At 70.1% G+C, this 13670-nt stretch carries 10 protein-coding genes and 1 riboswitch; all 10 genes read right to left on the bottom strand.

The window, feature by feature from the left end; translation table 11 throughout:
• Positions 1-12: 12 nt before the first annotated feature.
• A complete protein-coding gene (locus G6034_RS19750; protein ID WP_176634251.1) occupies positions 13-1614 on the bottom strand; it encodes a hypothetical protein in 1602 nt (533 codons plus the stop codon).
• Between the two features lie 7 nt (positions 1615-1621).
• Complete coding sequence (nadD, locus tag G6034_RS06265) at positions 1622-2230, bottom strand: nicotinate-nucleotide adenylyltransferase (protein WP_176634250.1); 609 nt, start codon at positions 2228-2230, stop codon at positions 1622-1624.
• A gap of 58 nt (positions 2231-2288) precedes the next feature.
• Positions 2289-2537, bottom strand: coding sequence for a hypothetical protein (locus G6034_RS06260; RefSeq protein ID WP_176634249.1), 249 nt, complete (start codon positions 2535-2537; stop codon positions 2289-2291).
• A 129-nt stretch (positions 2538-2666) separates the two neighbouring features.
• Complete coding sequence (locus G6034_RS06255) at positions 2667-4025, bottom strand: glutamate-5-semialdehyde dehydrogenase (protein ID WP_176634248.1); 1359 nt, start codon at positions 4023-4025, stop codon at positions 2667-2669.
• Positions 4026-4081: 56 nt separating this feature from the next.
• A complete protein-coding gene (gene proB, locus G6034_RS06250) occupies positions 4082-5233 on the bottom strand; it encodes a glutamate 5-kinase (protein WP_176634247.1) in 1152 nt (383 codons plus the stop codon).
• Positions 5223-6830 carry a GTPase ObgE gene (obgE, locus tag G6034_RS06245; protein WP_176634246.1) on the bottom strand — a complete coding sequence of 536 codons (1608 nt, stop codon included), beginning with the start codon at positions 6828-6830 and terminating at the stop codon, positions 5223-5225. Before obgE ends, proB begins: the two co-directional genes overlap by 11 nt.
• Before the next feature lie 166 nt (positions 6831-6996).
• The gene (gene rpmA, locus G6034_RS06240) at positions 6997-7254 is read right to left on the bottom strand and encodes a 50S ribosomal protein L27 (RefSeq protein WP_113718066.1); all 258 of its coding nucleotides are present in this window, start codon (positions 7252-7254) and stop codon (positions 6997-6999) included.
• 65 nt (positions 7255-7319) lie between these two features.
• Positions 7320-7628 (bottom strand): 50S ribosomal protein L21, encoded by a 309-nt coding sequence (gene rplU / locus G6034_RS06235; protein ID WP_113718067.1) that lies wholly within the window; start codon positions 7626-7628, stop codon positions 7320-7322.
• A gap of 343 nt (positions 7629-7971) precedes the next feature.
• Positions 7972-9534 carry a bifunctional hydroxymethylpyrimidine kinase/phosphomethylpyrimidine kinase gene (thiD, locus tag G6034_RS06230; protein ID WP_176634340.1) on the bottom strand — a complete coding sequence of 521 codons (1563 nt, stop codon included), beginning with the start codon at positions 9532-9534 and terminating at the stop codon, positions 7972-7974.
• Between the two features lie 77 nt (positions 9535-9611).
• A riboswitch (TPP riboswitch) is annotated at positions 9612-9710 on the bottom strand.
• A 110-nt stretch (positions 9711-9820) separates the two neighbouring features.
• Positions 9821-13414, bottom strand: coding sequence for an Rne/Rng family ribonuclease (locus tag G6034_RS06225; RefSeq protein WP_246295352.1), 3594 nt, complete (start codon positions 13412-13414; stop codon positions 9821-9823).
• Positions 13415-13670 lie beyond the last annotated feature (256 nt).

Genomic DNA, 13670 nt, shown 5'->3' with positions numbered 1-13670 from the left:
TCCGGCCCGGCCCTAGTGTGCCAGGGCGGTAATGAACATGACGGCCCCGACAACCAGTGCCGCACCGCCAAGAATGATGCTGCCCCATTGAATGAGCAGGTTGCGCTTGGTGCGCCCCAAGCCGGCGGTGACCGCGTCCAGCGGCTCAAGGCCATGGGCATAGTCGGCGGGCATGGGCGGCATTTGGGTTCGCGTCACGGACCCCGGCCTGGCCGGAACATCGGGACGGACAACGGCAACCATCGCTTCCGCGCGCTGCAGCGTGCTGCTGCGGCCCCCCGTGAGCGGGCGGCTGCCGGGCCCGGGGCGGTGCACGGCGCGGGCGGCCAGCGCGGCGTCGAAGCGCTCCGCGTTGGGGTCGCGCGGGGTGGCTGGCCCGGCTGCGGCCGGCTTCCCGGACGACGGCTTGCCCGAGCCGGGCCTGCGGGCCGGGGCCAGCTTGGGCGTGGACCTGGTGACGATGGGCACATGCGTGGTCGACGGCGGACGCAGGACGGGGCGGTCCACCCCGGGCACGTCGACGAACTCCATGGGTGTGACCATGGCCAGGTTGTTGGTGGCCGTGGGATCGGCGGCCGTGCGCCGGCTCTTGGCGCTCTCCTGGGCAAGCCTTTCCCGCGCCTGGGCGCGCTGGTCCAGGACGGCGGCGCGCTCGGACTGGGCACGCTGTTCGGCCATCATCCGCAGTTCCTCGGTGCTCGGGGGCTGCCCGGCCGATATTCCGGGACCCACGGACACCGAAGGATAGGGCATGCCCGGCAAGGGGCCCGTCGCTGGCTCGCCGGCACCCGCCGAAGGCGCGGCAGCGGTGGTGTGTCTCGTGGCCGTTGCGCCGTGCGGCAGCGCATCCGCAGCGCCCGCGGCGGCCCGGCGGCCCACGCGGGGGCGGGGCTCCGCGGGCGCTGCGGAGGCGGCCGCCGGCTTGGCCGGTGCGGGGTGGGGCGGCGCCGGCTGGACCGCCGGCGACTGGACAGACGTGTCAGCCTGCGCGGGAGCTGCCGGTTGGCGCTGCACGGACCGCCCCGGTGCCGGCTCGCGCATGGAGGCTGGCCCGGCCGGGGTTGCCCGGGCAGGCTGTGCGGATGAAGCCGCGCTGGCCCGTGCGGCCGAAGAGGCGGGGGCGGCCTGCGGCAAGGGCGGGACGGCATTGCCTGCCGGAGCCGCCTTGGCCGGCTGCACCACCGGGTTGATGCTCGTAATGGGGGCCCGCTCGGCGTCCAGCTGCGCCTGGCGCAGGGCTCGGCGGGAGGGAAGGGGGGCGGACGGAACCGTGCCGTCCACCAGTTCCTTGTATGCCCGCAGCGCGGCCCGGTCCCGGGCCCGCGTCTGGGACTGCCGTTCGCGCGGCCCGGGGGTGCCGGCGCCGTTCGCCCCGGCGCTCGGTGCGGCGGGCATCGCGGGCTGGCCTTCGGCGTTGGTCGGCCCGGCGTTGGCCGGCCCGGCGTTGGCCGGCCCGGCGTCGGGCTGCGTGCGCCGGGCGCGCCGGTCCACGGCGGGGGTGGAGGGCGCAGCCACAAATGGCACCGGCGGGTAGCCCGCCGCGCCCTGTTTTTGCTCCAAGTCCGCCTCCCGCAGTTCCCTGCGGCTGCGAACCGGCTCCTGTTCCTTGCTCATCACTTACTCATTCAGTACTAGAAGTCACCGGCAGGGCCCGTGCGCCCGGGTTGTTGTCCGGCTGTACGTACAGCCCGTATTTGGCAATGTATTGCACCACTCCGTCCGGCACCAGGTACCAGACGGGGTTGTGCTCCTGAACCCGTGTGCGGCAATCCGTGGACGAGATTGCCATGGCGGGCACTTCCAACAAACTTACGTCGGATCGGCCCATGTCGTCGAGCACATGACCCGGGCGTGTCACACCGACAAAATGTGCCAGGTTCCACAGCTCCTCGTTGTCCTTCCACGAGATGATCTGCGCCATGGCATCCGCCCCCGTGATAAAGAACAGGTCCGCTTGCGGGCGCATCCTTTTCAAGTCACGCAGCGTGTCAATGGTGAAGGTGGGCCCCGGACGGTCGATGTCCACCCGGCTGACCGTAAACTGCGGGTTCGCGGCCGTCGCGATGACAGTCATCAGGTAGCGGTGTTCGGCCGCACTGACCTTGCGCTTCGCCTTCTGCCACGGCTCGCCGGTGGGCACGAAGATGACCTCGTCGAGCTTGAAGACGCTCGCAACCTCACTGGCTGCGACAAGGTGTCCATGGTGGATTGGATCAAACGTTCCACCCATGACTCCGACGCGGAGACGGTTGCCGGCGCCCCCGGAAGGGGGTGCCGTGCGCGGGCTGTCAGTGATCGGAGGAGGCCTGGCCGTCGTGGTGCATGTGCTTGTTGGTGTGCTGCTTGTGGGGGTCGTCGGCCACCTCGACAGCCTCGTGGCGGTTGCCCAGGTTCATGAAGGAAACGCACACAAACATCAGCAGCAGCAGGCTGCCCAGCATGACGCCGCCAATCACAAATGGCGGGGCGATCAGCGGCCACGGCTCTTCATGGGCGGCTGCTTCGGCAAGGACGACGCCGGCAAGCTGGGTCAGCATTATTTCTCCCCTATGGGTTGGTGGCCGGGAACACTTCAGCTGTGCACCCCGGCCTTCGTTGCGTGGATTCCCTCTAATGGTACGTGGTAACCGTTGCCACTGGCACACCGGCCACGCGGGCGGCCCCGATCAGGCACGAATCTGGCCCTCGCCCTGGACAATCCACTTGGTGGTGGTCAGCTCCGTCAGGCCCATGGGTCCGCGGGCGTGGAGCTTTTGGGTTGAAATGCCCACTTCCGCGCCCAGCCCCAGTTCCCCGCCGTCGGTGAAGCGGGTGCTGGCGTTCACAATGACGGCGGCCGAGTCAATTTCGGCGATGAACCTTTCGGCGTTGGCGAGGTCGTTGGTGAGGATGGCCTCGGTGTGCCCGGTGCTCCAGGTGCGGATGTGCGCAATGGCCTCCGGCAGGGAGTCCACCATCTTGACGGCCAGGTCCAGGTCCATGTATTCAGTGGCCCAGTCCTCGTCGGTGGCCGGGAAGCTCACGGCCCCGGCAGGGACCAGCGGCGCGATGCGCCCGTCGACATGGAGCCGGACCCCTGCGTCGGCCAGGGCCTTCAGGACGGCGGGGGCCACCGGGGAGTCCCTGTGGACCAGCAGCGTCTCCACCGTGTTGCACACGCTGGGGCGCTGGGTCTTGGCGTTGAGCAGGATGTCAACGCACATTTCCTCCTTGGCGCTGGCGTCAATGAAGATGTGCACATTGCCCTCGCCGGTCTCGATCACCGGCACGGCGGCGTTGCGCACCACGGTCTGGATGAGCTCGCGCCCGCCCCGGGGAATGAGCACGTCCACCTGGCCGCGGGCCTTCATGAGCAGATTGGCGCCTTCGCGGCCGTACTTGTCCACGGACTGGACGGCGTCGGAGGGCAGTTTCACCGAGTCAAGGGCGTCGCGCAGGATGTCCAACAGGGCCCCGTTGGTGTGCCCGGCGGCCGTTCCGCCGCGCAGGATCACGGCGTTGCCGCTCTTCAGGGCCAGGCCGGCGATGTCCACGGTGACGTTGGGGCGCGCCTCGTATATGGCGGCGACCACGCCCATGGGGACGTTGATCTGGCGCATCCGCAGGCCATTGGGCAGCGTCTGGCCGCGTACCACGTTGCCCACGGGGTCCGGGAGGGTGGCGAGCTTTTCCAGGGCGTCGGCCAGCCCCTGGATCCGCTGCGGGCTCAGTGTGAGCCGGTCCAGCATGGCTGCCGAGGTGCCATTTTCGCCGCCGGCGGCAACGTCCCTGGCGTTGGCGGCCAGGATGCGTTCCTGGCTGCCCAGCAGGGCCGCGGCGATGGCGCGCAGGCCCCTGTCCTTCCATGCGCGGTTTGCCCCGGCCATGCGGCGTGAGGCGCGGCGGGCCCGCTCGGTGATGGCGCGGACCTCGGCGGCAACGGTTTCGGAGCCGGCCGTTTCGGGGCCGGCAAGCGGCGCTTGGGCGCCGCCTCCGGTGCCGTCGCCCAGGGGTGCCGCAATGTATTCAACAATCTGCTCGGTCATGCCTCAAGTCTAGGCCACCCGTCCCAACGATGCGCGGGCCAGGTTGCGCGGGAGCCTCAGGCGCGGACCAGGACGAGGTCGTCCACATGGACCACCTCGCGTTCATACTGGCGGCCCAGCTCCCTGGCGAGCGACTTGGTGGAGCGCCCCAGCATCAGCGGCAGGTCCGCGCTCTGGTAGTTGACCAGCCCGTGGGCTATGACGTTCCCGGCGGCGTCGGCGATCTCCACGGCGTCCCCGGCGTCGAAGTCGCCCGTGACGGCCGTGATGCCTGCCGGCAGGAGCGACTTGTGACGCTCGCAGACGGCCCGGACGGCCCCGTCGTCGAGCACCAGGCGGCCTCGGATGTCCGCCAGGTGGGCCAGCCACAACAGGCGGACGGGGCGCCTGCTGCCGTTGATGCTGAACCACGTCCCGACGTCGTCCCCGACGAGGGCGGCGGCGGCATTTTCGGTGGACGTCACCAGGGCCGGGATGCCGGTTTCGGCGGCGATCAACGCGGCCTGGACCTTGGTGGCCATGCCGCCGGTGCCGACGCCCGCCCGGCCGGCGCTGCCGATGACAATGCCTTCGAGATCCTCGGGGGAGTCAACGGTGCTGATGCGCCGGGCGCCGGCGGACGGCGGGCCGTCGTAGAGGGAGTCGACGTCGGAGAGCAGCACCAGGGCGTCGGCCTTGACCAGGTGCGCCACCAGGGCCGCGAGCCGGTCGTTGTCCCCGAAGCGGATCTCGTGGGTCGCGACGGTGTCATTCTCGTTGACAACGGGCACCACGCCCAGGTGCAGCAGCCGCTCCAGGGCGCGGTGTGCGTTGACGTACTGGCTGCGCCGGGTGAGGTCCTCCGAGGTCAGCAGGACCTGGGACACCGTGACGCCGTGCCCAAGGAACGCGTGGTTGTAGTGCGCCATGAGCAGGCCCTGCCCCACGCTCGCTGCGGCCTGCTGGGTGGCCAGGTCCTTGGGACGCCGGGACAGGCCCAGCGGCAGGAGCCCGGCGGCGATGGCTCCGGAGGAGACCACGATGACCTCCGTGCCCTGCAGGCGCCGGCGTGCCAGCACGTCCACCAGGTTCTTCAGCGCCACCTCGGAGATGCCGCCGGCCACGGATGTGAGCGACGACGAGCCCACCTTGACCACAATCCTTGCCGCGGTGGCGATCGACTGCCGCGTGCCGGCGTCGGCCCGTGCGGCCAGTCCGCTAGAGCTCATCGTCGTCCGCAACACCGCCGCTGGCGTCGAGATCGGCCTGGATGACGGCGTCCCTGCTGTGTTTCCGGCTGGTGGATTCGGTCCAGACGCCGGCCTTGCGCTCGGCCTCCAGTTCGGCCCGGGCCGCGGCCTTGGCGTCGCGCCGCTCCTGCTGCTCCTCGCGCTTTTGGGCGCGGGTGGGCCGGTCGCCCAGGTCCAGCAGGCGCAGGTCGGTGCCGCGCGGGGCGGCCAGGTGCTCGGCGCCACCCATCATGGTGGGCTCCCAGTCGAAGACCATGGCGTCGTCCTCGCCGATCACCACGGTGTCCCCCGGCGTGGCGCCGGCCTTGAACAGCCCGGTTTCGACGCCGGCCTTGGCGAGGCGGTCCGCCAGATAGCCGATGGCCTCCTCATTTTGGAAGTCGGTCTGGTGGACCCAGCGCTCCGGCTTTTCGCCGATGACGCGGAACAGCGGCTCCAGGTTTTTTTCCTCGCGGCGGATGATGAACGGGGTTTCATTCACGGCGCGGGGGCGCAGGATCACGGGGGTGGCCTTGGCGGGGGCGGCCGCCACGGCGTCGCGGGCTTCCTGGACAATCTCGGCCATGGCGAATCCGAGCTGGCGCAGGCCCTCGTGGCTGGCGGCAGACACTTCAAAGACGCGGTAGCCACGGGCCTCGAGGTCTCCCTTGACGAACTCAGCCATGTCCCGGCCGTCCGGGGCGTCAACCTTGTTCAACGCCACCAGCCTCGGGCGCGCATTCAGGGGGACCACGTCGCCGTCAGCCCCCGCAAAGCTCATGTCCACGGCGTAGCGGTCAAGCTCCCGTTCAATGACGGCAAGGTCGGAGATGGGGTCGCGGTCCGGCTCCAGCGCGGCGCAGTCCAGGACGTGGACCAGGGCGGCGCAGCGTTCCACGTGGCGCAGGAAGTTGTGGCCCAGGCCCTTGCCTTCGCTGGCGCCCTCGATCAGGCCGGGGACGTCCGCGATGGTGAAGCGGATGTCCCCGGACTCCACCACGCCAAGGTTCGGCACCAGGGTGGTGAAGGGGTAGTCGGCAATCTTGGGCCGCGCGGCGGACATGGCCGCAATCAGGCTGGACTTGCCGGCGGAGGGGAAACCGACCAGGGCGATGTCCGCAATGGACTTCAGCTCAAGGACAATGTCCCGCCGGCCTCCTTCCACGCCGAGCAGGGCAAAACCGGGCGCCTTGCGCTTTTGCGAGGACAGCGCCGCGTTGCCCAGTCCCCCCTGGCCGCCGGCGGCCGCGATGAACTCCGTGCCGACGCCCACCAGGTCGGCGAGGACCTTGCCGGCCTTGTCCTTGACCACGGTGCCGTCCGGCACGTCGAGGATCAGGGTCTCGCCGATCTTGCCGTCGCGCCAGTCGCCCATGCCGGGACCGCCGTTGCCACCGTTGCGGTGCGGTGCGTGGTGGTAGTCCAAAAGTGTGGTGGTTTGGGAACTCACACGCAGGATGACGTCGCCGCCGTCCCCGCCCTTGCCGCCGTCGGGCCCGCCCAGTGGCTTGAACTTTTCGCGCTTGACAGAGACGCAGCCATGGCCGCCAGTCCCGCCGGATACATGCAAAACAACCCGGTCAACAAAGCTGGCCAATGAAATCTCCTTGATTAATGATGCCGTTGCGCACTCTTATTCTAGTCTGCGCGTAATTGCCGGCGTGTTGATGCCGTCGTGCCAACCCGCTGCGGGTGGAACCGCCACAGGTTAAAACACAGTGGAGCGGGCCAGGCGGCCCGCTCCACGTAGAAAAGCTTTGCTGCTAGACCGCAGCTGCGACGATGTTCACAACCCGGCGTCCGCGGCGCTGGCCGAACTCGACTGCCCCGGCGTCCAGGGCGAACAGGGTGTCGTCCTTGCCGATGCCCACGCCCGCACCGGGGTGGAAGTGGGTGCCGCGCTGGCGGACGATGATCTCGCCGGCCTTGACGACCTGGCCGCCGAAGCGCTTCACGCCGAGGTACTGAGCGTTGGAATCACGACCGTTGCGAGTGGAGCTCGCGCCCTTTTTATGTGCCATTTGAATTGCCTACCTTTTGACTAAAAGACTGTTGAAGAGGATCTGTGTCGACTGCGGAGCGAAAATTACGCGATCGAGGTGATCTTGACCTTGGACAGTTCCTGACGGTGGCCCTGGCGCTTCTTGTAGCCGGTCTTGTTCTTGAATTTCTGGATGACAATCTTCGGCCCGCGAAGATCCTCCAGCTTCTCAGCCGTAACCTTCACATTGGCCAGGTCCTTCGCGGCAGTGGTGAGCTTCTCACCATCAACCAAGAGCAAAGCGGGCAGCTCAAGCGTGCTGCCGACTCCACCGGGGACGCGGTTCATGGTCACGTAGTCTCCGACGGAAACCTTTTCTTGACGGCCGCCTGCGCGGACAATCGCGTACACCACTGGGGAACTCACTTCTCTCGACGTTTATTACAAAGAATTATTGTGCCTCAACGCCGTGGACCTCAATGGAGTTCTACCATGGAGTGGTTGCCCTCAGTGTTGGCGTAAGCACCGAAGATCAAGAATACGCTAATTCCTGTCCCGGCCGCAAATGAGACTGGTTCCGCCGCGCCGGAGCGACGGCATTCGGGCTGCTGCCCGTCCACCCCGCCCGTTCAACGAAACCGTGCCCCACCACCCTAGCCGACATCCGGGCCGGACGGCGGGGTTCAGGGGCGTGGCGCGCCGCTTAAATGTGCCGGAACCAGTGGCGTTCATCACGCCGGCGCCGCAGCCCGCCGGCTCAGGCATGGCGGCGGGGCGCGTCAAAGAAGTCCACCTCGTACTGGGCCGAATGGATAAAGGCCGCACGCATGCGCGCCCGCTCCTGCTCGGAGCCGCGTGCGGCCGCGGCGTCCACGATCGCCACGGCCCGGGCCGTGGCTTCGGCGAAGGCGTCGTCCGCGTACGTCTCCAGCCACTCGCCGTACGGGTGCGCACCCGCTTCAGTGCCGCCGTCGTCCCCCGGGTGTCCTCCCTCCGGGTGGCCTGCCTTCAGGTAGTCCGCGTGCAGCACGCGCCCCACTTCCGCGTAGAGCCAGTAGCAGGGCAGCACGGCGGCGGCCACCTCGGCGTAGCTGCCCGCGAAGGCCACGGCCTGCAAGTGGTCCACGTAGTGCTTGGTCACGGGCCCCTGGGCCACGTCCAGCGGGTGCCGGCTGAGCCAGTCGCGGTGGAGCGACAGCTCCACGGCCAGGCAGTTTTGCGCGCCGTCGGCCCAGAAGCGCTGTTCGTCCTCGGTGGGCGCCAGGGCGCTGGCACGCGAGAGCACGCGCGAATAGGCGTTGAGGTACTGCGCGTCCTGGGCCAGGTAGTAGGCAAAGTGCCGGGCGTCGAGCGTGCCGGAGGCGAGGTCCTTGATGAAGTCGAGGGCGAAGATGGCCTCGCGCTGGGGCGCCACGTCCTCCCACAGCGAGCGGGTGAAGGCGCCGGCGGACGGCGCCTGGCTGCCCCACAGCTCATGGAAGTGGTTGAGGGGCCCGTGGCCGTGCCCCAGTGCCAGTGAATCGGCGGTGCGCAGGGCGCCTGTCAGCCAGGCCTTGGCGCGCCGCACGCTGGCCGGCCAGCTGCCGGTCCGGGCCTGCAGTGTGGCCAGCGCGGAGGACAGCGAGCAGCCGGTCCCGTGCGTGTTGGCGGTGTCCACCCGGGGGCCCGCAAAAACTTCCACGGAGCCGTCCGGTCCCAGCAGCGCGTCGGGGCATTCGTTCCCTTCCAGGTGCCCGCCCTTGACCAGCACGGCCGTGCCGTGGGCGGCGGCCAGGGCCTTGCCCTGCCGCAGGGCGGCCTCCCACGTGGCTGCCGGGGGTTCGCCGGCCAGGACGGCCAGCTCGGCCAGGTTGGGCGTGGCCAGGTGGGCCAGGCCGAGAAGGCGCAGCAGCGCCTCGCGGGCGTCGGCGTCCATGAGGGCATCGCCGCTCGTGGCCACCATCACCGGGTCAAGCACGACGACGGGCGGCCGGGTTTTCGCCAGCCACTCCCCCACGGCGTCCATCACCGAGGCGTTGGCCAGCATGCCGATCTTGACGGCGTCTATGGCAATGTCCGCTGACAGGCTCTCCAGCTGCCGGGTGAGGAACGCCGCCGGGGGGACGTGGACGCCCTGGACGCCCTGCGTGTTTTGGGCCGTCAGGGCGGCGATGGCCGCCATGGCGTATCCGCCGTGGGCGGAGATGGCCTTGATGTCGGCCTGGATCCCCGCACCCCCGGAGGGGTCGGACCCGGCGATGCTGAGAACGCGCGGGGGCCGCGGTGCCCGCCCGGTCCAGGCCGCCGCTTCGGTGGAAGCGAATGCCGCGGTGCCGCTCATGGCCGTGCTGTCCAGGGCCGTGCCGCTCGTGGCCGTGCTGTCAAGGGCCGTGGTGTCAAGGGCCGTGGTGTCAATGGTGCTGGGCAAGAGGACATCCCTTCGCCGGTGCTAGCCGGACAGGTTCAACGGGTGTTTTCTCAGCCGGCCCTCCTGGCCAGGCACCCCGTGTCGCTCCCCACCCTAACGCCGCGTGCTGCCCTTAACGAAAACTCGCCTGCGGCAGTGGCGGCAATTTCAACGAAACCGTTGACATGCCAGCCACTGCCGCGGGCCAGTTGAGGCGGGGCTAGAGCTCCGAGGCGGGAACGCCGACGCCGAGCATGATGATCGGCGCGGCTTCCTTGGCGGACCCGGCCTCCGGCTTCGCGGCCGGCCGGGCGGCGCTGCTGTGCGGTGCGCCACCCTGGCCCGCGGCCGTCTCAGAGGTGTCAACGCCCATGTCCGCCCCGCCCTGTGCGCTGCGGGCGCTGCGGTTCCGGCGCGGACGGCGGGACCGTCCGCGGCCCGTGGCCTCGTGGTGGCCGCCCTGCTCGGCCGGGGGCGTGTCGTGGGTGCCTTCCTGCGGGCCCGTCAGCTGGTCCAGGGCCTGTGCCAGGCCGGCCAGCGCCGCGGCCTGCTCGGCGCGGTGCGCGGCGTCGTCGTGGTGGTGGCCGCGCGGCAGGGCCACGGCCTCGCCGCCCAGCGTCAGGATGGCACTTTCGCCCAGCGTGGTGGGCAGGGACTCCACCTCGACAGTCTCAACATCCTCCGCGGCAGCGGCGGTCACGGCCGTTCCGGCCTGGCCCGCCGTTCCGGACTGGCCCGCCGGCGCCTGGCCCGCCGGCGCCTCGTGGTGCGCGGCCGCGGCGGCGGCGGCAATGCTGGCGAGTGCGGCACGCGCCTGCGTTGCCTTGTGCAGCCGCTCCGCCTCGGTGGCCTCGTCGGCAACCGGTGCCTCGATGTGCTCGTGGCCGTCCTGGTGGTCGCCGTCCTGGCTCTGGGGGCGGTTGCGGTTGCGCTTGCGTTCGCTGCGGGTGGAGCGGTTCGCGGTGCGTTCTCCCTCGCGGTGGTCGCTCCGGCCCGGCTGCGGGTGGTGCTGCTCGGCAGCCACGGTGTGGACGCGGCGGTGCTCCACGGGGATCTCGTGGGTGACCATGCCGCGGCCGGCGCAGGCCTCGCACTGCTCGCCAAACACTTCCAGCAGGCCGGTGCCCATGCGCTTGCGCGTCATTTGCACCAGGCCCAGGCTGGTGACCTCCGCCACCTGGTGCTTGGTCCGGTCGCGGCCCAGGCACTCCACCAGGCGGCGGAGCACCAGGTCGCGGTTGGATTCAAGGACCATGTCGATGAAGTCGATGACGATGATGCCGCCGATGTCGCGCAGGCGCAGTTGCCGCACCACTTCCTCGGCGGCTTCCAGATTGTTCTTGGTGACGGTTTCCTCCAGGTTGCCGCCGGATCCGGTGAACTTTCCGGTGTTGACGTCCACCACGGTCATGGCCTCGGTGCGGTCAATCACCAGGGAACCGCCGGAGGGCAGGAACACCTTCCGTTCCAGGGCCTTGGAGATTTGCTCGTCGATGCGGTGGGCGCCAAAGATGTCCTCGGGCGCGGTCCACTTTTCCAGGCGGTCCAACAGGTCCGGTGCCACGTAGGTCACGTAGGCCTCGATGGTGTCCCAGGCCTCCTCGCCGGAAACGATCAGCTTGGTGAAGTCCTCATTGAAGACGTCGCGGACCACCTTGATCGTGAGGTCCGGCTCCGCGTACAGCATCTCGGGTGCGAGCGTCTTGGAGGACGCGGCACGGGTGCTGATGCCTTCCCACTGGGCGCGCAGCCGGTTGATGTCGTTGGTGAGCTCCTCCTCGCTGGCCCCCTCGGCGGCGGTGCGCACAATGACACCCGCACTTTCCGGCAGGTGGTCCTTCAGGACGCGCTTGAGGCGGTTGCGTTCGACGTCGGGCAGCTTGCGCGAGATTCCGGTCATTGAGCCGCCGGGCACATACACCAGGTAACGGCCGGGCAGGGAGATCTGGCTGGTCAGCCGGGCGCCCTTGTGGCCCACCGGGTCCTTGGAGACCTGCACCAGGACGGAGTCGCCCGATTTGAGCGCGTTCTCGATGCGGCGCGGCTGGCCGTTGAGGTTGGCGCCGTCCCAGTCCACTTCGCCGGCATAGAGGACGGCGTTGCGGCCGCGGCCAATGTCGACGAAGGCGGCTTCCATGCTCGGCAGCACGTTCTGGACCCTGCCCAGGTAGACGTTGCCGATCAGCGAGTCCTGCTGGGTCTTGGACACAAAGTGCTCGGCCAGGATGCCGTCCTCGAGCACGCCTATCTGGATCCGCTCATCATGCTGGCGGACCACCATGACACGGTCCACGGACTCGCGGCGGGCCAGGAACTCGGCCTCGGTGATGACGGTGCGGCGGCGGCCGGAGTCGCGGGAGTCCCGCCGGCGCTGCTTCTTGGCCTCGAGGCGGGTGGATCCGCGCAGGCTGGTCACGCGGTTGGACGCGCTCTGCGACGACTCCACCGGCGCCCGCGGCGCGCGCACCTTGGTCACCGTGTTGGGCGGGTCCTCGTCGGTGCCGCCGGTCAGTTCCAGGTCGGCCTCTCCGCGGCGGCGGCGGCGCCGGCGCCGGGAGGTGACCCCTTCGGATTCATCCTCTGGCCCTGATTCGTCGTCGTGCGCATCGGCGGCCGAGTGCTCGCCGGACTCCGAGGCCCTGTTGCGGCGGTTGCGGTTGCGGCCGCGGCCGCGCCGGTTCTCGCCGGCTTCCTCGTCGTCGCCTGTGTCCGGCTCCCCGTCTGTGTGTGCTGCGGCCGGGATCGGCACGGCCAGGCTGAGGTCGGGGGCAAGGAACAGGGCCGAGATTCCGGCGCCGGGCGCCTGGAACAGCTGCCCGGCGGCAGCGTCGGTGCCGGCCGCGGCACCGGTTGCCGGTACGACGGCGGCCACGTCCCCTTCTGCCGCCGCCGCGGCGCTGCCAGAGGTTTCAAGTGCCGCCACGGCGGCCGGTGAAGTGCCCGGCGCTTCCGTGTCCCCCGCGGACGCCGGCACGACCGCGCCGGCGGCGGCTTCCCCAGCCGCCGCGACCCCAGCCTGGGCCGAGGCCTTCGATGCGGACGTGCTCGACGCTGCGGGCTTGCGACGGCCGCGCGCGGTCTTGGGGGCGGCGGCAACGGCGGCGGCATCGGCCGCCGGTTCGCCGGCGGCTGCATCCTGGGCGGGGGCCCCTGGCGCGGGGGCACCCTGGGCGGGTTCAGCATCGGCCGGCGCGCCGGCCTTGGCGCGGCTGCGGCGGGCAGGCGCCTTCCTGGCGGGGGCTGCTTGCGCGGCGGCGGATTCCGGAACGGCGGTTTCCGGAGCGGAAGCGGCGGCTTGCGTGGCGGCCGCCGGCGCAGCGGTGGCGGGGTCTAGGGAGAGCTCGCCCTGGACTGCTCCGGCAGCCGGGGCCGTGACGGGCGACGTGGCGCGGCGTCGGGGGGCCCGCTTGGCGGGCGCCGTCGTCGGGCCGGTGGCCGATGCAGCCGGGGCCGCCCCCGATGCCGCCGACGACGGCTCGGCAGCAGCGCCGGGGAGTCCGTCCAGCAGGTTCGGGGCCTCGTCCGCCTCCATCTTCTTGGCGCGGCTGCGCCGCACGGGAGCCTTCTTGGCCGGGGCGGCAGCCTCCACGGCTTCAGTCCCAGCGGAGGGTGTCCCCGTGCCGGCGCCGGCAGCGGCCGCAGCGGAGGTGTCGGTTACCTTGGCGGTCGCGCGGCGTGGGCGGCGCACCTTGGCGGGTACCGGCGTCGTACTTTCAGTCGTGCCGTCAAGAGTGCTTCCGGTGGAGGCGTCCGCTGCTGCGGCCTTGCCTGCACGTGTTGCGGCTGATTCTGTTGCGGGCTTTTCATTATCCATTTGTGGCGTTACTTTCGCACCGTTGCCGCACCCCCACATCGGGTGCCGCGAACGGCAGATGTGCCGGCACCCGCGGGCGCCGGCGGAAGTCGTCTAATTGCCCCCTTCGGCGGCACCACCTTTATACGGGTGCGCAAGCTCGCAGGAAGCCAATGGCCGGCCGCTTCCGCATTTGGCCTGCGAGGGGCTGCCCGGTGGATGGCTTCCATGGAATGGAGCGTCGTCACCGGCAATCCCAAGGGCCTGCCATTGGACC

Source organism: Arthrobacter wenxiniae (assembly GCF_013376105.1).
GTDB classification, from domain to species: domain Bacteria; phylum Actinomycetota; class Actinomycetes; order Actinomycetales; family Micrococcaceae; genus Specibacter; species Specibacter wenxiniae.
Note: the sequence above shows the minus strand (reverse complement) of the source record. Positions and strands in the feature narration are given on the sequence as shown.

Excerpts from the sequence above, each read along its gene's own strand:
- rpmA (WP_113718066.1), bottom strand. The coding sequence starts at position 7,254 with ATGGCACATAAAAAGGGCGCGAGCTCCACTCGCAACGGTCGTGATTCC.
- nadD (WP_176634250.1), bottom strand. The coding sequence starts at position 2,230 with ATGGGTGGAACGTTTGATCCAATCCACCATGGACACCTTGTCGCAGCC.
- proB (WP_176634247.1), bottom strand. The coding sequence starts at position 5,233 with ATGAGCTCTAGCGGACTGGCCGCACGGGCCGACGCCGGCACGCGGCAG.
- G6034_RS06260 (WP_176634249.1), bottom strand. The coding sequence starts at position 2,537 with ATGCTGACCCAGCTTGCCGGCGTCGTCCTTGCCGAAGCAGCCGCCCAT.
- G6034_RS06225 (WP_246295352.1), bottom strand. The coding sequence starts at position 13,414 with ATGGATAATGAAAAGCCCGCAACAGAATCAGCCGCAACACGTGCAGGC.
- G6034_RS06255 (WP_176634248.1), bottom strand. The coding sequence starts at position 4,025 with ATGACCGAGCAGATTGTTGAATACATTGCGGCACCCCTGGGCGACGGC.
- thiD (WP_176634340.1), bottom strand. The coding sequence starts at position 9,534 with ATGAGCGGCACCGCGGCATTCGCTTCCACCGAAGCGGCGGCCTGGACC.
- G6034_RS19750 (WP_176634251.1), bottom strand. The coding sequence starts at position 1,614 with ATGAGCAAGGAACAGGAGCCGGTTCGCAGCCGCAGGGAACTGCGGGAG.